This is a genomic window from Psittacicella hinzii (assembly GCF_003585885.1).
GTDB lineage: Bacteria > Pseudomonadota > Gammaproteobacteria > Enterobacterales > Psittacicellaceae > Psittacicella.
This window is the reverse complement of record NZ_NRHC01000073.1, coordinates 23,459-43,942: the sequence shown is the minus strand read 5'-3', so window position 1 is coordinate 43,942 and position 20,484 is coordinate 23,459. Positions and strand designations below refer to the sequence as shown.

The 20,484-nt window shown below is 35.8% G+C and carries 16 protein-coding genes and 1 pseudogene; 10 read left to right on the top strand and 7 right to left on the bottom strand.

The annotated features are described in order from the left end of the window. Positions 1 to 1,082 precede the first annotated feature (1,082 nt). Positions 1,083 to 1,661, top strand: coding sequence for a flavin reductase family protein (locus CKF54_RS05875; RefSeq protein ID WP_119525436.1), 579 nt, complete (start codon positions 1,083 to 1,085; stop codon positions 1,659 to 1,661). 468 nt (positions 1,662 to 2,129) lie between these two features. Then, positions 2,130 to 2,750, top strand: a complete 621-nt coding sequence (locus CKF54_RS05870) for a flavin reductase family protein (protein WP_119525435.1) — start codon at positions 2,130 to 2,132, stop codon at positions 2,748 to 2,750. A 118-nt stretch (positions 2,751 to 2,868) separates the two neighbouring features. On the opposite strand, the gene CKF54_RS05865 is transcribed toward CKF54_RS05870, so the two are convergent. Continuing rightward, positions 2,869 to 3,504 (bottom strand): GAF domain-containing protein, encoded by a 636-nt coding sequence (locus CKF54_RS05865; RefSeq protein ID WP_119525434.1) that lies wholly within the window; start codon positions 3,502 to 3,504, stop codon positions 2,869 to 2,871. Between the two features lie 458 nt (positions 3,505 to 3,962). Beyond that, positions 3,963 to 4,304 carry a zinc ribbon domain-containing protein YjdM gene (locus CKF54_RS05860; RefSeq protein WP_119525433.1) on the bottom strand — a complete coding sequence of 114 codons (342 nt, stop codon included), beginning with the start codon at positions 4,302 to 4,304 and terminating at the stop codon, positions 3,963 to 3,965. A gap of 130 nt (positions 4,305 to 4,434) precedes the next feature. Here CKF54_RS05860 and CKF54_RS05855 point away from each other — a divergent pair, with 130 nt between their 5' ends. Both CKF54_RS05855 and bioB read left to right on the top strand, forming a co-directional pair. Next, positions 4,435 to 5,808 (top strand): L-serine ammonia-lyase, encoded by a 1,374-nt coding sequence (locus tag CKF54_RS05855; RefSeq protein WP_119525432.1) that lies wholly within the window; start codon positions 4,435 to 4,437, stop codon positions 5,806 to 5,808. A 345-nt stretch (positions 5,809 to 6,153) separates the two neighbouring features. Further along, positions 6,154 to 7,134: pseudogene (gene bioB / locus CKF54_RS05850) on the top strand (biotin synthase BioB); the annotation flags it as partial. Positions 7,135 to 7,519: 385 nt separating this feature from the next. Here bioB and CKF54_RS05845 read toward each other — a convergent pair. The 3 genes from CKF54_RS05845 to cmoA all read right to left on the bottom strand — a co-directional run bounded on the left by CKF54_RS05845 (position 7,520) and on the right by cmoA (position 10,981). Next, entirely contained in the window at positions 7,520 to 8,815 is a 1,296-nt protein-coding gene (locus tag CKF54_RS05845) for an MFS transporter (RefSeq protein ID WP_119525430.1), read from the bottom strand. A 505-nt stretch (positions 8,816 to 9,320) separates the two neighbouring features. Then, positions 9,321 to 9,842: a DUF1440 domain-containing protein gene (locus tag CKF54_RS05840; protein ID WP_119525429.1), complete on the bottom strand. Its 522-nt coding sequence runs from the start codon at positions 9,840 to 9,842 to the stop codon at positions 9,321 to 9,323. Between the two features lie 383 nt (positions 9,843 to 10,225). Next, positions 10,226 to 10,981 carry a carboxy-S-adenosyl-L-methionine synthase CmoA gene (gene cmoA, locus CKF54_RS05835; protein ID WP_119525428.1) on the bottom strand — a complete coding sequence of 252 codons (756 nt, stop codon included), beginning with the start codon at positions 10,979 to 10,981 and terminating at the stop codon, positions 10,226 to 10,228. A 178-nt stretch (positions 10,982 to 11,159) separates the two neighbouring features. Here cmoA and aspS point away from each other — a divergent pair, with 178 nt between their 5' ends. The 5 genes from aspS (at position 11,160) to tehB (ending at position 16,659) form a co-directional block, all read left to right on the top strand. Continuing rightward, positions 11,160 to 12,941 (top strand): aspartate--tRNA ligase, encoded by a 1,782-nt coding sequence (gene aspS, locus CKF54_RS05830; RefSeq protein ID WP_119525427.1) that lies wholly within the window; start codon positions 11,160 to 11,162, stop codon positions 12,939 to 12,941. A 209-nt stretch (positions 12,942 to 13,150) separates the two neighbouring features. Continuing rightward, positions 13,151 to 13,894, top strand: coding sequence for a YebC/PmpR family DNA-binding transcriptional regulator (locus CKF54_RS05825; protein ID WP_119525426.1), 744 nt, complete (start codon positions 13,151 to 13,153; stop codon positions 13,892 to 13,894). Between the two features lie 71 nt (positions 13,895 to 13,965). Continuing rightward, positions 13,966 to 14,670: a crossover junction endodeoxyribonuclease RuvC gene (gene ruvC, locus CKF54_RS05820; protein ID WP_119525425.1), complete on the top strand. Its 705-nt coding sequence runs from the start codon at positions 13,966 to 13,968 to the stop codon at positions 14,668 to 14,670. 141 nt (positions 14,671 to 14,811) lie between these two features. Then, positions 14,812 to 15,609 (top strand): hypothetical protein, encoded by a 798-nt coding sequence (locus tag CKF54_RS05815; protein ID WP_119525424.1) that lies wholly within the window; start codon positions 14,812 to 14,814, stop codon positions 15,607 to 15,609. 192 nt (positions 15,610 to 15,801) lie between these two features. After that, the gene (tehB, locus tag CKF54_RS05810; protein ID WP_119525423.1) at positions 15,802 to 16,659 is read left to right on the top strand and encodes an SAM-dependent methyltransferase TehB; all 858 of its coding nucleotides are present in this window, start codon (positions 15,802 to 15,804) and stop codon (positions 16,657 to 16,659) included. 91 nt (positions 16,660 to 16,750) lie between these two features. On the opposite strand, the gene CKF54_RS05805 is transcribed toward tehB, so the two are convergent. After that, positions 16,751 to 17,623, bottom strand: coding sequence for a hypothetical protein (locus CKF54_RS05805; RefSeq protein WP_119525422.1), 873 nt, complete (start codon positions 17,621 to 17,623; stop codon positions 16,751 to 16,753). Positions 17,624 to 18,244: 621 nt separating this feature from the next. After that, complete coding sequence (locus CKF54_RS05795) at positions 18,245 to 18,784, bottom strand: gluconokinase (protein ID WP_119525420.1); 540 nt, start codon at positions 18,782 to 18,784, stop codon at positions 18,245 to 18,247. Positions 18,785 to 19,100: 316 nt separating this feature from the next. On the opposite strand from CKF54_RS05795, the gene CKF54_RS05790 reads away from it, so the two are divergent. Then, positions 19,101 to 20,447, top strand: a complete 1,347-nt coding sequence (locus CKF54_RS05790) for a GntP family permease (protein WP_119525419.1) — start codon at positions 19,101 to 19,103, stop codon at positions 20,445 to 20,447. Positions 20,448 to 20,484: the final 37 nt, after the last annotated feature.

Genomic DNA, 20,484 nt, shown 5'->3' with positions numbered 1-20,484 from the left:
ATAAAAACTATACCATTATTTTACTACATATTTTTTTAAATGTAAAACTTTTAATCGAGAAAGTTGATAAATATCGTTTTGCTTTTGCTTGGACTAGATAAGAATTATTTTAATTAAGAGGGTAAGAAAATAAAAATTAAACTTTTTTGATTTTAAGTTAGGTTTTTTAGGAAAAAATTCTCTATAATTGTACGATGAGAAAGCATTCCCAAATTTTACCATTATCTCTAGGGTTTAAATAATTTGGCTTTTGATCTGTTAGGTATTTGCTTTTTTCTTGGGTAATTTACCTAGAAGAAATCAGGAGTTTTTCTAATTTGAAGCAGATCAAGAGGAAAAAATTTAACCTCTTAAAGTGCAAATAGATTTTCCCAAGAGCGTGAAAGTGGTAAAAATATTTTTCTCATGGATTTTTATCTCGATATTACATATCTTAGCAGTCTATTTTCTTTAGCTGTAGCTAAAGGTAAATTAAGTAGTTACAAAGATATAGTTACAAAAGCTACAAGAACGTGGTTAAAAAGCTACAAGAATGTGGTTAAACAAGCTACAAGAATGTAGTTACAAAAAGCTACAAGAATGTAGTAAAAAAACTACAAAAATATAGCTAGAGCAAGCTACAAAAATATAGCTACAAAGTAAGCAAAATAAGCAAAGAATTTATTGGAAGAGGAGAGTTATTTTTTGCTAAAAATTAACTAATCCATTAAGCTCTTTTTTGATAAAAATCAACTAATCCACTAAGTTATTTTTGCTAGATATGATTTTTAATCCTACCTCTAAGTTACTATAAAATAGTAATTTTTAAGGTAACTTCGAAAAAAGTTCGTAGGAAAGAGGAAATTAGTTTAATCAAAGTCATATCTAACTTTATTAATTTTAAGTAATTTTTTGGAATAAAGAGTAAAATAAAACTTACAACTCTAGATTTTGTAAAAGTTGACTTGCTCAAGAAAATTATCTATTTGTAAACTGCTGCTAAGTAAAAATCCAACTTCTTTGTTACAAGGATTTCTCTGAGCTTTTGAATTTATTGAAGTAATGCTTGCTAAATTCAAATTTCAAATATTTTAGGAAAATTTATGGCTATTCTTTCTATAGATCCTGATCGTGCTGCTCGTCTACTAAACATCGGTCCATTAGTGATTGTTTCAACTACCTATCAAGGTATTACAAACGCTATGCCATTAGCATGGATTTGTCCAATGGGTTACAATCCCGCAACTATCTCTCTAGTAATGAACCGTGGTGCTTACACTCGTGTTTTAGTAGAAAAAAGCGGTCATTTCATGGTACAAATTCCAGTAGCAGATCAACTGGATACAATTATTAGTCTAGGTACACAGTCATTAGCTGATAATCCAAATAAATTAGCAGAATCTGGATTAGAGCTTTTTACCGTTGAAGAGGCACGCGGTTTACCTATGATGCAAGGAGCAGTTGCCTGGCTATTATGTAGCTTAATTCCAGACCAATACTTAAATGAGCACTCTAACATGCTAATTGCTCGTGTAGAGCAAGCTTGGGTTGCTGAAGAAGTATTTGATAATGGTTATTGGGATTTAGATAACTGCCCTCCAGAAAAATCACCTTTACACTATGTTGCAGGTGGTAAATTCTACACTGTAGGTAAGAAAATCGAAGTAGCGAATCTAGACTAAGTTTATAAAAAAGTAGGCTCGAGCCTTATCTTTGATTAAATTCCCCTTTTTGTTATACCATTTGCTACCTCCGAAATAAGAATACAACATTGTCCCTTTGAGTGTTGTTTTTACAGGAGGGAGGTAAAAATGTAAAGCTCATACTTTTACTTAAGGCTGGATAACTTGAAACTGCTTGAGCTTTGCTATATAAAAGTAGCATTAAGTAGTTTACTTGATCCCCTTAAAGTAGCAGTAAGCAACAGTTAAGTTGCTGTAAGTAGCATTAGCTACTTATAGCACTTTGGACAGTTTATAGCTGTCACTTAACTGTTAGCTAATACTTAGCATTTTTACCTTTACTACCTATATGTTTTTTACATTTTTACCTTATAGTTTGATGATTTATAGGTGATTTTGTAAAAAGCTCAAGGGGTGGTATAATATGAAACCTATTATTACAAGAATAGGAAATAGCTAATAATTAATATGACAATAAAATCAGTACCTTTAGAAAAGGCTTACCGTTTACTTAACCATGGTCCTTTAACATTAGTATCAGCCCAACATGAGGGTGATGTAGATGTTATGAGTGCTGCTTGGTCAAGTTTACTAGACTTTGATAAAGTAACCTTAGTTTTAGATTCGAGTTCATATACTCGAAAGTTAGTTGAAAAATCAGGCTATTTCGTTTTACAAATCCCTACAGCACAACAAGCTTCAAAAGCTCTAGCTCTAGGGACTATGACAAAACATGTAGAAAAAGATAAAATCGCTCGTAGTAAAATCGAGTTTGTTGAGATTAGCAATGGCTTAGGCATGCCATATGTAGCTAATTCAGCTGCATGGATTCTATGCGAAGTAATTCCTGAACCAGATATGTTAGCCAAGTACGATCTGTTTTTTGGAAAAATTATTGGTGCATGGGCTGACGATAAGGTATTCCGTGATGGACATTGGGAGCTTGAAGGTGCTTCTGATGCTTTACGTCCACTTCACTACACAGCTGGTGGACAGTTTTACCTAACAGGTAAAAGCCTTATTGTAAAAAACGACGTTAGCAAACTAAATCAATTAGAAAGTTCTTTAGACGTAAATAAAGACGAATAGAATAAAAGTAGACCTCTAGGTGAATCCTAGAGGTCTATTTTCATTTTATGCAATTGTGTTTTGCGCTTGCGCTATTGTGCATGCGCTTGTGTTTTTTTGCTTGTGCTTATGCTTTACTTTAGAAAAGCAAGAACAGACCAGCAAATACTAAGCCTAAGATCACACCAATACCTACACCAAAGCTTAAGTACTTAGAGCTTTTATAGCTAAGGTTATTTGGCGTATCGTAGTAAACTGCAAAGTTATCTGCATCAAGACGTGCTAGTTGAGCATTTAACACTTTAACTACTGCTTCTAGACCTTTTTGGTCTTCAGCACTAAAGCGATCTAGGCTTGGGCTATCAATATCAAGGACACCAACAACATCGCGACCTACTTTAATTGGAATAACAATTTCTGAATTAGAAGCGCTGTCACAAGCAATGTGTCCTGGGAATTGATGAACATCAGCTACGCGTTGTGTTTTATTTTCTTTAGCAACTGTACCACAAACACCTTTGCCTAAAGGGATACGAGTGCAAGCTGCTTTACCTTGGAATGGTCCAAGGTATAACACTTGTTCTTCTTGTTGTAATAGATAAAAACCAACCCAGTTAATGTCTTTTAAGTGCTCGTTAAGTAATGCTGAAACATTACTTAAAAGACTAACGAGATTATTGTCTGGTTCAATAGTTGAGGCTACTTGTTTAACCAGAGTTTTGTATTCTGGTGTTAATTCCTCGAGATTAACTTGATTTAATAAATGTGCTGTCATATTGCCTCTCTTAAAAATGAGGAAAGAAGTTAAGGATTTAAAAACTTGTAGAGCTTGTAATCTGAGACGAATTACCCCTAGAGCTTGTAAGCTGAGACGAGTTACCCATAGAGGTTGTTAAGGTCGTTTAGTAAACAAGTCTTTTCTGTAAAATTCTTGTTAATAAAATGCTTTTTGTATAATTTTTTGTTTATTTTCTTTTCTCTTATTTTAGCACGAAAAAAAGGAGTAAGTCATACTTACTCCTAATATATACATACACATTTTAATTTAAATTAACAAGGAATCAACTATGAACTCTTTAGTTCAAAGAAGAAACGTAAATTCAGCCACCCATTTTTTGGGGTGGGATTTTATTTTATCATATCGAAATTGTCTTTGCAAGAAAAAAGTCTAGAATGTTATTCTAGACTTTTTCGGGGAAGTAACTAGCTTAATCTCGTTTAACCGAGTGAAACTTAGTTAGCTTTCTTTAAGAATTCTGATTTTAAACTAAAAGATTGACCGTCAATTTTACAATCAACATCGTGGTCACCATCCACTAAACGGATGTTTTTTACTTTAGTACCTTGTTTTAAAGTGATGTTAGTACCTTTAACTTTTAAAGGTTTAACTAAAGTAACAGTATCACCATTTTCTAGGATATTACCAAAAGCATCTTTCCATACTTTTTCTGCACTTTCAGCAGCAGCTTGGTTTGGATCAAACTCAGTTGCACACATAGAGCAAATATGGGTTACGCCATCAAAGTAAGTAAATTCTGAGTTACATTTTGGACAGTGAATAACTGGTTCAGACATGTTTCTTTCTCTATTATTGATTATATGATTTTCCTGGCTATTATAGCCGAAGTTAGCTAAGTTTGTGAAAATAATTACTTACCGCTTTGTTATAATATGGAGAAATTATTGCCAAAATAATAGAGTGAATATGATAAGTATCTTTGATATGTTTAAAGTAGGGGTAGGTCCTTCATCCTCACATACAGTAGGACCTATGGTCGCAACCTACAAGTTTGTGCAAAATCTAATTAAGCAAGATAAGCTTGAGCAAGTAGATAAAATAGAAATAGATATCTATGGATCACTATCGCTAACCGGAATTGGACACTTAACTGATGTCGCGGTAATTATGGGTTTAATGGGTTATTTACCAGAAAACGTTGAAGTGGAACGTATTACTGAGTATATGAACCTAGTTAAATCTAGCAAAAAACTAAGTTTAGCTTTAGGTGCAAAAGAAATCGACTTTTGTTACCAAACAGATTTACATTTTCGTAAAGAGTTTTTGGAAAAACATGAAAATGGTTTAACGGTAACTGCTTACAGCAAAGGAGCGGTTCTTCTGCAAGAAACCTATTACTCAATAGGTGGCGGTTTTGTGGTAAGTGACGCTGATTTTGGGAAAGAAGAAGAGAACCCTGTTCAAGTTCCTTATAGCTATAAATCAGCTGAAGACTTGTTAAAACATACAGAAAGCACAGGTTACTCTCTATCTTACCTAACTCGTAAAAACGAGTTAGCTTTAAGAAGTGAAGAAGAGCTAAAAGCTTACTGTGAACGTATTTGGCAAACCATGCAAGAATGTATGCAACGCGGGATGTTAACTGAAGGTTTACTTCCTGGTCCGTTAAAAGTACGTCGTCGTGCTCCAGGTTTACGTAAACTCCTAGAAGCAGATATCCTTAAAGAGCATTCAGATCCCCTCTATGCTATGGATTGGTTAAACCTCTATGCCTTTGCGGTTAATGAAGAAAATGCTGCCGGTGGTCGTGTAGTTACAGCACCAACCAATGGAGCTTGTGGCATAGTGCCTGCTGTCTTAGCTTACTATGGTAAGTTTTACGGGCATTTAACTCCGGATATTGTTGAGCGTTACTTGCTTGTGTGTTCTTTAGTAGGTTCATTGTACAAAATGAACGCTTCGATTTCTGGAGCTGAAGTGGGTTGTCAAGGTGAAGTAGGGGTAGCTTGTTCTATGGCTGCTGCTGGCTTTGCAGAAATTATGGGTGGCTCACCAAAACAAGTATTTATTGCCGCTGAAATTGCGATGGAGCACAATCTTGGTTTAACTTGCGATCCAGTAGCTGGACAAGTACAAGTTCCTTGTATTGAGCGTAATGCAATTGCTTCAACTAAAGCAGTAAACTCGGCACGTATGGCGTTACGTCGTGTAAATGATCCAAGTGTTTCTCTTGATAAAGTAATTGAAGCTATGTATGAAACAGGTAAAGACATGCACGCGAAGTATCGCGAGACTTCTACTGGTGGGTTAGCAATTAAAGTTACAAATATTTGTGCTTAACCTATACCTAAATAAGAGGCTAGTCTAGGTAAAACCTAGGTTAGCCTCTTATTTTGTGTTAATAAGATATATTTTAGATAAATATAAAATTTATTTGCTCTTATGATTTAGAGGTATAATTTTATTTAAGTGGCGGATTTTCGTGGATTTAGTGTAGAGAAAAAGAGATTTAAACTTTTTCTAAGAAAATTTTAATTTTGCGAATATGTGATATAATTCTAGTTTAGAAACTGAATATTTACAAACGAATATTTAGAAACCGAATTCTTTTTTATTTGAGGTAAGACAGCTTAGAAGTGATTTCTATCGCTAACCTTGCCTTAAGCTAAACTATTTTTTACTATTATGCAAAAACTCAGATTAACTACCTTAACACCACACAAGCAAACTGACTATTGGACAGTTTGTGAGGTAGAGAAATTATTCGAGACGCCATTTCTTGAATTAGTTTATGAAGCAGCGCGTATCCATCGTGAAAACTTCGATCCGCGTGAAGTCCAACTTTCAACTCTTCTTTCAATTAAAACCGGTGGCTGTCCAGAAGACTGTACTTATTGTCCACAATCTGCTCGTTACAACACCGGGGTAGAAAACGAAGAACTTCTAGCCAAAGAAGAGATTATTAGCAAAGCTAAAATTGCCAAAGCTAAAGGTGCTACCCGTTTTTGTATGGGAGCAGCATGGCGTGGTCCTAAAGAAAAGCATATGAAAATGCTTCGCGAAGCGATTGCAGAAGTAAAAGCTTTAGGTATGGAAGTATGCGGAACCTTTGGTGTTCTTGAAGAAGGACAAGCAGAGCAATTAAAAGATGCTGGCTTAGACTACTATAACCACAACCTTGATACCTCTCCAGAGCATTATGAGAAAATTATTACCACGCGTAAGTTTGATGATCGTATCAATACTTTAGGTAAAGTTCGTAACGCAGGTTTAAAAGTATGTTGTGGCGGGATTATAGGTTTAAATGAAAGTCGTAAAGAACGTGCTGGTTTATTAGCAAGCCTAGCTAACCTTGATCCACAACCAGAGTCTGTACCAATTAACCAACTAGTAAAAGTAGAGGGTACGCCTCTATTTGAAGCGGAAGAGTTAGATTGGACAGAGTTTGTGCGTACTATTGCCATTGCGCGTATATTAATGCCAACTTCACATGTACGTCTTTCAGCAGGTCGTCAACAAATGCCTGAAGCTATGCAGGCAATGTGCTTTATGGCTGGAGCTAATAGTATTTTCTACGGCGAAAAACTATTAACTACTTCAAACCCTGATAATAACTTTGACGCACAGCTATTACACAAGTTAGATATGAAACCAGAGGGTTCTGAGTTAGATTTCGAAACTATTCTGCAACAGCAGGAAGAAGAACTCTTACAAGCTCATGCTAATGGTGAACTGTCAAGCGAACAAACTGCAGAGCATGAGCACCCAGCTTATTTTGCTGGACAGCAAGTAGGTGGTTGTGGCAGTAAATCTAATGACGGTGTCGGTTACTTTAAAGCGCAAGCGTAAGTAAACGCAAAGTTTAACTTTATCGTTAACATTGAAGTTTATCAGTAAAGTTTAATAGGTAAAATGTAAATTTATCGGTAAAGAAAAGAGCTAGGCAAATGCCTAGCTCTTTTCATATGTAAAATTCTATTTAGTTGTAGTTAGTTCGTTAACTAATTTAACTAAAGCAACTAATTTAGCAACTAATTTAACTTAGTGCTACTTAGTGCCCAGTTAGAGGAGTGTCTTCAGCAATGCCCCATACTTTTTGGTAAATGAGGTTAATTAAACCAACGGTTAAAGCTGAAGCTCCCATTACCGAAATTAAAGTTAAACCATGGTAACGTGGTAAATGGGTAATTGGAGCGAGAATAAAACCAGAAAGAATTAGCATTAACGCCAGTAATAACGATAAGGCTGTACCAGTGATATTCTCATAACGCATTAAGTAAACTGAGTACATAGTCCCGTTTAAGGCGCCAATAAAGAAACCATTTAAAGCAATACCAAGGATGATTAAACTAATATGGTGCGGGATAAAGAATAAACTAATGTTAAAGACAATACTAGCTAAGAGTAAACTTGAGAAAACACGCCATACATTATTGATACGTGCCCCACGATTTACAAAGTATTGGTTAGTTAGCATCCCTGAAATAATTGCAAGGATACTTACCCCAAGTAACATTGAACTTTGCGTTGGCGTTACGCCAAAATCAACAATTAAAGTTGCTGGAAGTAAGGTTGGAATAGCAATCCCTGCAATTTCTAGTGCGGTAATACTAATAATTAGCGCTACTGATGGCGGAGTACGTAAGATACTGCCATAGTTACGTAGAATACGCCAAGTATGTAAAGGTTGTTTTTTCTCAGGATCAATAGTTTCTGGAATACTCTTTAAGAAAGCTAAGAGAATAACAAAAAGTAAAACTGATAAAGAGTGGTAAATCCCTTGCCATGGCATCACGGTCATCATAACGCTCCCAATTAATGGAGCTAAAGCTGGACCGAACATAAAAATAGTCGAGAGGTAGGCATTGTAAACAATAAACTCACGTGGTGAGTAAATGTCTTTTAATACCACTGACGGAATTACGCCGAGACCGACATAGATAATACCTTGGATCACACGCATTACTAAAAAACTATGGTAGTCAGTAACATAAGTAATGATAAAGTTACTAACAATAGCTGCAACAATGAGACCAACCATTACGCTTTTGCGTCCAAAGCGATCAATAACTGGTCCCCAGAGAATTTGTCCAATTCCTAGACCGATAACAAAGTAAGGAATAATCGCTTGGATTTGCTCAAGACTTACCTTAAAAAAGTCTTGTAGGTTTAAAATAGCTGGAATTAAGGCATCATTACTTACAGGTGCCGAAACCGAGATAATCCCTAGAATTAGGAGTAAGATTAATTTACTTTTTATACGGCTTTGTAAGCTTTGTTGATGTGGACTTGTGTAGTCAACACCTTTAAATGTAGAAGCCGCTTCTATATTGTTTGAGGTTGACATAAAGAAACTTCGAGTTGATTAATTAAAGATAGTTTTAATTTAAATAGTAATTAAAAGATAACAGTTAGATTTGTACCTTTAGATCTTTGCCTGCTTCTTTTACTTGCTGTTTGCAGTAAATCTAATTTGCTTTGAAAAAGTTACTCTTAAGGAGAGTAATTTTAATTAGAGTAAAGTGTGGATATTGTAGCATTTTAAAAATATAAAGCAACTTTTTCATAATTAGCTACTACTTTGTAGAGGTTATTATTTTGCATTCTTTGGGCTAATGAAACTTATCTAAAGAAAAAGTAAGGTTGAAAGCTAGAAAGTAGTTTTTTGGTGGGTATAATTCCCTTAAACTCACCTTAGGGAATTACCTGAAGGAATTACCTAAGGGAATTAAGGAGAAAGCTATATGTCATTTCAGGACAAAAGCTATATGTCGTTTCAGGAAAAAAAGAATAGGACACGTTGTTAAACGTGTCCTAAAAAAATCTTTTTGCTTTTAAATTAGCTTGGCTAATTATAAAGGCATATCTTCTGCGTTTTTGTAGCCAGTTGCACCTTCACGCATGTAAGCACGGAATACTTCAATAGCCCAGATCCATAAGAAAGTACCACCGATTTCTGATAAGAAACCTGGGATTGAGAATTCACGAGGAATACCTAACATAGGTAACACTACATAGTGCGCACTAAATGCAGCGATATAACCATATACCGCACCTTTTAACATTCTTACTTTAGGTAAGAACTCAGCTAGTACACAGTAAATAAGCGCCATCACAATAGAGAATACTAAGTGAGTTAAAGTTGCCGCCCAGTTACCTGTAACACCTAAAATTGTATAAGTTTTTTCTGCTACGTTAACGCCAAATACTTCTAAGAAAAGTACAGGAGGTGGAACGTCGTTAACAGCACGAGGAGGGAAAGTTGATTCCCAACCATCTTTAACAAAAGCAGAAAGGATACCTGCAACGATCGCGATAATGATCATTAAGAACACGCGACGTTGGTTTGCATGTGTAGTTTGAAATAAATTCACAATAATGTCTCAATTTGATAGTTGTTTTTATAGATTAAGAATCTAACCGAGTAGATTCGAAACCAGATTATACTCCTGCAGATTTTTAAAAATCAAGAGAAAAAATTATTTACCAACTAAAATTTTGTAAAAATATTTAGAGTTAAATAATAGGTAAAACTTATCAAAAAGAGTGGTGAAGCTAACAAACTTCGAGACTTTTGTTTTTTCTCGCTAGTAGTATTTTGCTCGTAAAGTTGACCATTTTCTAGGTGAAAAGAATTTTCACAAAACTGAAATCTTGCACAAAGTGGGTCAGTTTTTATTTTCGTGTCTGTTTTTAGTTAGGTGCAGTTTTACTTAGGTGCAGTTTTACTTAGGTGAAGTTTTACTTACATGCAGTTTTACTTTTGAGGTTTAAAAGCAAGGATAGAGCAGAAGTTAAATCCTAGTTGCCAAATAACTACTTCAAAACCGATTTGCTCTAAACGGGCTAAATGTTCAGGTAAGCTATCTAAAATCATTACATTTTCAATAGCGTTACGTTTACGCTCAATCTCGAGTTGGGAGTAACCGTTTTTTGCTTTGAAGTCCCAGTGCAGTTGCTTAATTTGCTCTTCAGCATAAGCATTTGGATTCGTGAATTTTTCCGATAACACTAAAACGCCACCTGGGTTTAAACCTGCGTAGATGCGTTCGAGTTGCGCATATCTATCTTGAGGTTTAAAAAACTGTAGCACAAAGTTCATAATTACCATACTTGCGTTGGTAATTTGAACATTCTCAATGTTATCAAGTACAAAAGTAGTAGGGTAATTACTTTGGTAACCAGCTAGTTTTAACTGAGCACGTTGGATCATTGGCGCACTGTTATCGACAGCGTAGAAGTTAACTTTTTGCGGAACTGCTCCGAGGCGTTCTGGTTTTAACGGGAGGCTTTGACGTAAAGCAAAAGTCATAGCTCCGAGAGAACAACCTAAATCATAAACATTACTTTGCTCTTGGATATATCTATGCCCAAGTAGCTGAATATTATCAAGAATAGCTTGATAGATAGGTACTGATCTTTGGATCATGTCCGGAAAGACTTCAGCAACTACATCATTAAACTGAAAATCTCCAGGGATATCTTGATCAGCATAAATATTATCTTTTGTCATAAGTAAATTAGCTTGAAAACAGGGAAATAAGCTTGGTTATTGCAAATTCTTCTATTATACCACCCTCTGAGAAAAAGTCAGACTTATGATATAATAATGCCGATATTTTTACAGCCGATTTAGCTAGTAAAGGATTAATAATTTTTTTAACAACTTTTATTTAAAAGGTAACATAAAAATGCGTTTATATTGTGGTGCAGTTACTAAAGAACATGTAGGACAAACGGTAACTTTAAATGGTTGGGTAGATCGTAACCGTAACTTCGGTGGTCTATGCTTTTTAAACTTACGTGACCGTGAAGGGGTAGTACAGGTATTTATTAAACCTGAAGCAGAATTCTTTGAAGAAGTTTCAAACCTACGTCCAGAATCTTGTATTCGTGTAGAGGGTGTTGTACTTGCTCGTCCTGAAGATCAAGTAAACCCAAAAATGAAAACAGGTGAAATTGAAATCGAAGCTGTAAACGTACACGTTTATTCAAAAGCTGATGTTTTACCTGTGGACTATAACACTGAAGTTCCTGAAGAGTTACGTTTAAAATACCGTTACTTAGACTTACGTCGTCCGGAAATGCAAAAACGTTTCTTTATTCGTCACAAGGCTTATCAAGTAGTACGTTCTTTCTTAGATAAAAATGGCTTTATTGAAGTTGAAACTCCAGTATTAGCTAAAGCTACTCCAGAGGGTGCAAGAGACTACTTAGTACCTTCACGTGTGAATAAAGGTAAGTTCTACGCTTTACCACAATCACCACAATTATTTAAACAATTATTAATGGTGTCTGGTTTTGACCGTTATTTCCAAATTGTTAAATGTTTCCGTGATGAAGATTTACGTGCGGATCGTCAACCAGAGTTTACGCAAATTGACTTAGAAACTACTTTCTTAAGTGGTGAAGAAGTACGTGAAATCGGAGAAAATCTAATCCGTAATTTATGGAAAGAAGTGTTAGATTACGATCTACCAGCAAAATTCCCACGTATGAGCTACGATGAAGCTATGCGTGATTACGGTTCAGATAAACCAGATTTACGTAACCCTCTTTTATTAAAAGATGTAAACACAGCATTTACAAATGTTGGTTTAGAATTCTTAGCTAAAGCTGCTAATGATCCAAAATCGCGCGTAATTGCAATTAAAGTTCCAGGGGCTGCTGAACAATTTAGTCGTAAGAAAATTGATGAGTATACTAAATATGTAAACTCATTAGGTCTTGGTGGTCTAGCACACTTTAGCGTGGTTGATCATGAACAAGCACAAGTAAAAGGTTCAATTGCTAAATTTATTACTCCAGAAATTTACGCAAGTTTACACCAAGTACTTGAGTTAGCAAATAACGACCAAGTGTTTGTTATGGCTGACACTAAAGACGTAGCAACTAAAGCAGCTGGTGGCTTACGTATTCGTTTAGGTCGTGATTTAGGTTTAGTAGACTTAAACGCATTTGCGCCTCTATGGGTAGTTAACTTCCCTATGTACGAAATTGATGAAGAATCAGGCGCGTTAATTGCAGCGCACCACCCATTTACTTCACCAATTGTTGGTACTGTAGAATACTTAGAGAACACTCCGGTGTTAGATATCCGTGCAGACGCATGTGATATGGTAATCAACGGTTACGAATGTTCATCTGGTTCAGTACGTATCTATGACCAAAAACTACAATCAAAAATCTTTGATTTAATTGGCATTGATAAGGAAGAACAAGAAGACAAATTTGGTTTCTTACTAGACGCATTTAAATACGGTGCGCCACCACACGCTGGTTGTGCTTTTGGTTTTGACCGTATTGCAATGTTACTTTCTGGTACAGAAAACATTCGTGACGTGGTTGCATTCCCGAAAACTAACTCTGCTACATGTTTAATGACAAATGCTCCTTCATATATTGCTGATAAATCTTTAGCTGAAGTAGCAATTGATGTAGTACCAGAGTACAAAGTTCATCGTGAGAAATAATCTCGTAAAACAGCTACGCGATAACTTTAACTAGTCGTACTAATTTAACTAGTCGTACTAATTTAACTAGTCATACTAATTTAAATTTAACTAGTCATACTAATTTAACTAGTCTTGTTACTAGACTTACTTAGTGGGCAATGCCCACTAAGTAAGCTTACAGTTTCAAATTTTTATTTACACACAAACAAACAATAAAAGGTCTTTTTATGGCAGGTCATAGTAAGTGGGCAAATATTAAGCATAAAAAAGCAGCCCAAGATGCTAAACGTGGAAAAATCTTTACCAAATTAATTCGTGAAATTACCGTTGCTGCTAAATTAGGTGGTGGCGATGTAGGTTCGAATCCTCGTTTACGTACAGCAGTAGATAAAGCTTTATCAAACAACATGACACGTGATACTATCAACCGTGCGGTTGAACGTGGTACTGGTGGCGGTGAAGGTACTAACATGGATACAATTATCTATGAAGGTTACGGTCCAGGCGGTACAGCGATCATGGTTGAGTGTTTAACTGATAACCGTAATCGTACTGTATCTGAAGTACGTCACGCTTTCACGCGTTTAGGTGGTAACTTAGGTACTGATGGTTCAGTTTCTTATTTATTTACTAAACGTGGCGTATTTACTTTTGAAAACTCTTCTGAAGAAGATGTAATGGAAGCAGCGTTAGAAGCTGGTTGTGAAGATATCCTAGATTACGGTGATGGTAACGTAGACGTTTACTGTCCATGGGAAAACTTCAACGAAGTACGTGATGCTTTAGAAGCTGCAGGATTAAAACCTGCTAATGCAGAGATCGCGCAAATCCCAGCTAATAAAGTTGATTTAGATGTTGAAGCTGCAACTACTTTCATGAAGCTAATTGATTCATTAGAAGATCTTGACGATGTGCAAGAAGTATTCCACAATGGTGAAATCTCTGATGAAGTAGCTGCTTCTTTAGAATAAAAATAGTTTTGTAAACGCATTTAAAGAAGACGCTTTATGCGTCTTCTTTTTGCTAATAGAGATTATCTGTTATGACTATTATTTTAGGGCTTGACCCAGGTTCTAGACATACCGGGTATGGCATTATCGCTAAAAAAGGTTCGCGCTTGGAGTATATTACTTCGGGAGTGATTAGTGTAAAAGGAAGTGAAATTAATAGTCGTTTACCCTTAATTTATTTGCAATTACAAGAGATAATTGCCACTTATCAACCCCAGCATATGGTAGTTGAACAAGTGTTTATTGCCGAAAACCCACAAGCCGCGATTAAACTTGGGATGGCAAGAGGCATAGCTATTTTAGCTGGCTCTTTAGGTAAAGCTGAAATCTTTGAGCTCTCTGCGCGTCAAGCTAAAAAGTTTGTCACCGGGATAGGTAACGCTAAAAAAGAGCAAGTGAACAACATGGTTTGCCGTTTATTAAATCTGACTGAAAAACCTAAGTTGGACGCCTCTGATGCCCTTGCGCTGGCTATTTCCCATGCGCATACCTTAAACGCGCGTCGTCTTGTGCAAAAACAACAAGATCAACTACAAATTTTTGACAAGCGTACCCAAAAAGGCTTAGCTAATACCTCTGCAAACCTTGCCCAACTAGCTGATCATCGTCCTAATAGTGCAGATTTTACAAATATAAAAATTAACGCAGGGCGTTTTAAAGTAAAATCAGGGAAAGCTACCAATCGTAGTAAACTTGAAGAGCGTATTAAGCAACTTTTAGAAACAAGAAAAAAATAAAAATACCCTTATAAAAGTTGTAACAATTCTTACTTGCTAATTAACGGATTTTTCGGTGATACCTAAGTGGGGATAAGTCAGACTTGCAGGGTAAAAAGAAAGATATTTTCTTCTTTTGCTATACTAAAAAACAACAATATTATGCAAACAACAAACAAACCATTTTTTCTATTTGCCGGCTTAACTTTGCTTGCTGGCGTTTTAGGTCTAGGATTTTGGTCACAAAGCTTACACGCTTTTACAAACCAAAGTTGGCACCTATTTTCTCTTTCTTTGCAAAATGCAGATTATACTAGTCTTTGGCCTATAGTGTTACTGGGCTTTATGACGGGTTTTATTCCTTTTGGCATTGCTTTAACTTCGCTTTATTTTCGTCGCCATACGTTAAAGCCTCGCTTTTTCTTTGTGGTAATTAACCTTTTAGTGCTTGCACTTTCAGGTTGGTTAATCTTTATGCTCACCCAAGGAAGTTTAGAGGTGTTTACGCTTCAAGGTGATTTAAAGAGCTATTTTTCCTATAGCTATGCTTTAATCAGTGTAATTAGTTTAGCTTGGTCAGCCTTCTATTTAGCTCCGCTTTATAATGAGCAACAACTAAATACCAAACAGAGATTAGCTTACTACCTTGTTGGCTTAGTTGCGAGTGGCTTAACTTTAGGTTTAGCGCTCTCAATCCAGCAAGAGATGCAACTATCTCTTTTAGGGAATGCACCAACAGCGCGCTATACAGTCTCTCTGTATGGTTATGCTGGAGTTCTAGCGGGCTTTGCTTACTTTATCATTGCCAGTGCCTTAATGAAGTTTATGTACTTTGCTGTGCAAAATGAGCAATTAGCGCAACGCCAAGAACTCGAAGAAGCTTTACAAGCTCAAGCACAAGAGCATGAGACAGAAGTAAAGCATACCCGCAAAAACAAAAACTCAAAGGCAACTAAGTAATAAAAATCTCAAGCAAAGTTTAGAGGCAAATAGGGCAACAAGCAAAACTAATCCTTATTCAGCAAGACCAAATACTTATTTAAGCAAAACTAACGCTTATGCAAGTAAAAGCAATAATTTGCTCTGAATCTTTTCTTAGGTACTAGTTAGCTAAGCTAACTAGCACTACTTACTCATTGGGGTTAACTTACTATGTCTAATTTACTAACTTACAAAACTATGCCAGTTTGGACTGCGCAAACATTACCACAAATGTTCCAAGAGAAACATAATACCAAGGAAAATACCTATGGTCATCTTTCGGTATTGCAAGGAACTTTACGTTTTTATCATTTAGATGAAGAGGGTAATATTTTAAGTACGAAGGACTTAGAAGCGGGACAAGATTACTTAATCGAACCACAAGCTTGGCATAAGGTTGAAGCTGTAACTTCGGATTTAGAGTGTCAATTAGAATTTCAGTGTAAACCTGAATTCTATCCTGCAAAAAAATATAACTTAAACCCAGCGCACTCTGAAGTAGTTAAAGCCCTAGAGTATGTAAAACTTGGTAAAGTTTTAGATCTAGGTTGTGGACATGGACGTAACTCAATTTACTTAGCAAAACTTGGTTTTAGTGTTGAGGGAGTTGATCGTAATCTTGAGGGAGTGAACTTCCTTGATAGTTTACGTGATAAAGACGGTTTAGATGTTAAAGCTCGTCAGTATGACATCAATACGGCAAGTTTAACAGATGACTATGACTTTATTCTCTCAACAGTTGTGCTAATGTTCTGTGAGCGTGAAGCTATCCCTGCAATTATTGCTAATATGCAAGAGCATACCAAACCAGGTGGCTATAACTTAATCGTGGCTGCCATGAATACCTATGAGTATCCTTGCCCTATGCCTTTCCCATTTACCTTTGCTCCTAACGAACTCAAAGATTATTACCAAGGTTGGGAATTTATTGAGTATAACGAAAACCCAGGTCATCTCCACAAAACAGATGTCTTTGGTAACCGTATTAAATTACAATTTGCAACTATGTTAGCGCGTAAGCCTGCGTAAGTTGCTCTAAGTAACTCATGAGTTGTTCATGAGTTTCTCATAAGTTGCTTTAACAATTTTATTAACAAAAAGAATAGAGCCAAGCTAATTTTTAGCTTGGCTCTGTTCTTTTTTCAAAAGTTCGACTTTTGCTTTTTCTGAATTTATTTGATTTTTTAAATTTAAAGCCTTTGTTGAACTTGTTAGGTTTGCGATTATCTTTTCTTGTACCAATTAATACTTGAGCATTTGCTGTTGGAGAAGTTTGACTGTTATTTGCAGTTGGAGCTACAGTATTGTTTACGTTATTAGCGTTTACTGTAGTTTTACTACTTTTAACGGTGCTAGACTTTTTAGCAGTTGCTGTATTAGTAGTTGGTGCAGTAGAATTACTTGCAAGTACCTTTTTAGAAGATTTTGCTTTACTTTTTGCCTGTGCTTTACTTGGGCTAGCTTTTTTAGTTGTTTTGCTAGCTTTAGTTTTTGCTAAGTCAGCTTTTTTAGAGCTAGCTTTGCTTTTGCTAGAGGCTTTAGAAGTAGTGCTATTAGATCCTTTTGAAGTTGCTTTAGTTGCCTTAGTAGCATCTTTAGCAGCATCTTTATCTTTTTTAGGGGATCTTCTATAAATTGGTAACTTGGTAGGTATTCTTGGAGATTCGCCTTCAGGCTTAGGTCGAAGAGCAAATTCTTTTAAGTACTCTTTAACTTTTAAATTTACGACATTGTCTTTTCTTTGCGATGGACCTCTTGGTAACGCTAAGTAATCGACAAGTCCAGGTTTTTCAATAAATTCGTAATAGTTTTTGTTCGGAAATAGTCTGCCCGTTTCCTCGTCAAATCTACCGATTAGTATCCCTTTAAAAGTGGCTACGTTTCTTTCATTACGGTAGGTTTCATGTTTATAGTAAACATATCTATGGTTACCAATTTTTTTAATAGATATTCTACTTAACGGCAGATCTACTAAGATATCCGGTAGAGTCATGAGGATATTGTTAAGAACTTGTTATAAGTGACAGAATTAAATTAAAAATATTGTTCTCGATTTGTGAACAAAAAATTAATAATAAAAAAGATATTTTTCTCAAAGAAGATCTCAGTCTTTGCTTGAGAAGAATGGAGAAATTGCCTTTTTTCTAGATTTAATCTAGTAAATATAGCTAGTTATGCAAATATTTCTTTAGTGAATCAACTAGGTTGAATATTATTTTTCAACGAAAAATAAATATTAATTCACTATAGAATAAAATTATTATAACATATTGATTTAACTGGAGGTAGGTAAAAGTAAAACTTTTTATAATCACTTGATAAGAACAAGTTTAACTTGCGTGAAAATAGAACAAAATAGTGTAAATTTAATAAGCTGACATATTTTGTTTAGGTACTTTTTGTTTAGGTATTTGGGGGTGAATGCTTTAAGTTTGTATGCTTTTGCATTCTTCGATTCCAAACATCTAGTTTGCACGCTACGAGCTTGTACGCTTTTATTTGCATGCATTGCAGTTTAAATAAACCTTTACCATGTTTACTAACTGTATTTTAAGCTCCAGTAACTTACTTTACGTTACTATATGTTAATTTACGTTACTGTAGTCACTGCATATTACTGTACGTTATGAGCATTTGCTTGCAAGATTTGCTCAAGTACAGCTTTGGCTTGTTGGCAAACTTCTTCGAAGCTTGCGTCAACATTTACAGCGTAAACATCAGTTTCGTCAGCTTGAGGTTCTTCTAGAGTTTCGTACTGACTTTGCAACATGTTAGCTTTCATAAAGTGACCTTTTCTCGCTAAGAGGCGTTGGAGGATTACATCATAATTTGCATGGAGGTGCAAGAAGATAATCCCTGAATTACCTTGACGAATGAGATCACGATATTTACGTTTTAAGGCTGAACAAATAATAATGCCACTTTCATGCTTACTACGTAAGGCAAAAGCTGCATCATTAATTCTTTCCAACCAAGGTAATCTATCTTGGTCATCTAGTGGTTTGCCTGATGCCATTTTTAAAATATTGGCACGAGGGTGCAGATCATCACCATCAATAAATTTCATTTCTAGCATATCTGCGACAGCTTTACCAACTGAACTTTTACCCGTACTAGAAACTCCCATTAAGATAACAACCTGAGTTTGTTTCATAAGGATAATATTGCCTGAGAAAAAAGTTTGCTTGAGAAAATTATTTTTACCTAAACTGCGAAATATTTAAATTTAGTTTAGACGTTGTCTATTATATTTTGCTTTAAGATCATTTTTGAAAAAAATGTTTAGTTTTTTGCAAATAGTTTTCAGTTCTGTGATCTAGATCATAGTTTTGAAATTTTTATTTACATTGTGCGAACTTTTATTTCAAAATAGAAAGGTCTTTAGGAGCAATTAGTTATCTATTTATGATCCTAGACAGACACTCATAGTTTTTTCCTTAATTTTGTAAAGTACATAAGAAGGTCAGTATATGCTCATTACCATTATGATTGTCGCCATTATAGTTCTCCTTGTACTAATCATTGGCTTAAAACTTCATCCCTTTGTTGCTTTAACGATTGTAAGTTTACTTACAGCTTTATCTGCAGGGATTGCGGTTGACAAAATAGTTCCAACTTTATTAAGTGGGTTTGGTTCAACCTTAGCTTCGGTAACCTTGCTAGTTGGTTTAGGAGCAATGATTGGTCGTCTGCTTGAAGTGTCAGGGGGCGCAAGAGTATTATCTGACACGCTGGTTGATACTTTTGGAGAAAAGAGAGCAGGCTTTGCAATAGGTGTGGCGTCATTACTCTTTGGTTTTCCAATCTTTTTTGACGCTGGGGTAGTGGTAATGTTACCAATTATCTTTAGTCTAGCGCGTCGTTTAGGTGGATCAATTCTTTACTATGTATTCCCGTCGGTAGGGGCATTTGCGGTAATGCACGCATTTTTACCTCCGCATCCTGGTCCTGTAGTTTCTGCTGATTTACTTGGCGCTAATATAGGTTTACTGGTGTTAGTAGGTATTCTCTGTGCAATTCCAACGTGGTTCATTGCTTCATACCTGTATAGTTTATGGATTGGTAAAAGAGTATTTGTTCCACTACCGCAGGCATTTATGAATGTGGTGATTGGTAAAGAACATACTGGAGGCACTCCGCCGTCTTTTGGTAAAGTGATCTTTATTCTGGTACTCCCGATTTTATTAATTATGTTAGATACCCTTTGCCATACGTTACTAGTGGCAAAAGTTATCGAAGATAATACTTTTGTGCAAACCCTACGTTTTATTGGGAAAACACCAGTAGCCCTACTAATAACGTTACTCTTTGCCTTAGCACTTCTACGTCAAAATCGTAGCTTAAAAGAACTCGAAGCTATTTGTGAAAAAGCTCTAGGACCTATTTGTTCGGTAGTAGTTGTTACAGGTGCTGGTGGCATGTTCGGGGGCGTTTTACGTGCTTCAGGTATAGGTCAAGAGTTATCCAATCTCTTTGCGCATACAGGTATGCCAATTATCTTGGCAGCGTTTATTATTGCTACTGTAATCCGAGTAGCGCAGGGTTCTGCAACTGTATCTTTAACTACAGCAGCTGCTTTAGTGGCGCCAATGGTGCAAGCAACTACAGGATTAACCGAGCTAGACCTTTGCTTTATCGTGATTGCTATCGCTTCAGGAGCAACGGTGTTATCACATGTAAATGACTCTGGCTTCTGGTTAATGAGTCGCTTACTAGAAATGGACACTAAAACCACGTTAAAAACTTGGACAGTGTTAGAGACACTAATCGGTCTCGTTGGTTTTGCAATTGCATTTATTGGTTTTACGCTATTCTAGTCAGTACTGAAAAACTAAAGCGTACAATTGTGAACGC

What these genes read in the sequence shown, in the direction of transcription:
- CKF54_RS05875 (WP_119525436.1), top strand. Translation starts at nt 1,083, where the DNA reads ATGGCTATTCTTTCTATAGATCCTGATCGTGCTGCTCGTCTACTAAAC.
- CKF54_RS05870 (WP_119525435.1), top strand. Translation starts at nt 2,130, where the DNA reads ATGACAATAAAATCAGTACCTTTAGAAAAGGCTTACCGTTTACTTAAC.
- CKF54_RS05865 (WP_119525434.1), bottom strand. Translation starts at nt 3,504, where the DNA reads ATGACAGCACATTTATTAAATCAAGTTAATCTCGAGGAATTAACACCA.
- CKF54_RS05860 (WP_119525433.1), bottom strand. Translation starts at nt 4,304, where the DNA reads ATGTCTGAACCAGTTATTCACTGTCCAAAATGTAACTCAGAATTTACT.
- CKF54_RS05855 (WP_119525432.1), top strand. Translation starts at nt 4,435, where the DNA reads ATGATAAGTATCTTTGATATGTTTAAAGTAGGGGTAGGTCCTTCATCC.
- CKF54_RS05845 (WP_119525430.1), bottom strand. Translation starts at nt 8,815, where the DNA reads ATGTCAACCTCAAACAATATAGAAGCGGCTTCTACATTTAAAGGTGTT.
- cmoA (WP_119525428.1), bottom strand. Translation starts at nt 10,981, where the DNA reads ATGACAAAAGATAATATTTATGCTGATCAAGATATCCCTGGAGATTTT.
- aspS (WP_119525427.1), top strand. Translation starts at nt 11,160, where the DNA reads ATGCGTTTATATTGTGGTGCAGTTACTAAAGAACATGTAGGACAAACG.
- CKF54_RS05825 (WP_119525426.1), top strand. Translation starts at nt 13,151, where the DNA reads ATGGCAGGTCATAGTAAGTGGGCAAATATTAAGCATAAAAAAGCAGCC.
- ruvC (WP_119525425.1), top strand. Translation starts at nt 13,966, where the DNA reads ATGACTATTATTTTAGGGCTTGACCCAGGTTCTAGACATACCGGGTAT.
- CKF54_RS05815 (WP_119525424.1), top strand. Translation starts at nt 14,812, where the DNA reads ATGCAAACAACAAACAAACCATTTTTTCTATTTGCCGGCTTAACTTTG.
- tehB (WP_119525423.1), top strand. Translation starts at nt 15,802, where the DNA reads ATGTCTAATTTACTAACTTACAAAACTATGCCAGTTTGGACTGCGCAA.
- CKF54_RS05805 (WP_119525422.1), bottom strand. Translation starts at nt 17,623, where the DNA reads ATGACTCTACCGGATATCTTAGTAGATCTGCCGTTAAGTAGAATATCT.
- CKF54_RS05795 (WP_119525420.1), bottom strand. Translation starts at nt 18,784, where the DNA reads ATGAAACAAACTCAGGTTGTTATCTTAATGGGAGTTTCTAGTACGGGT.
- CKF54_RS05790 (WP_119525419.1), top strand. Translation starts at nt 19,101, where the DNA reads ATGCTCATTACCATTATGATTGTCGCCATTATAGTTCTCCTTGTACTA.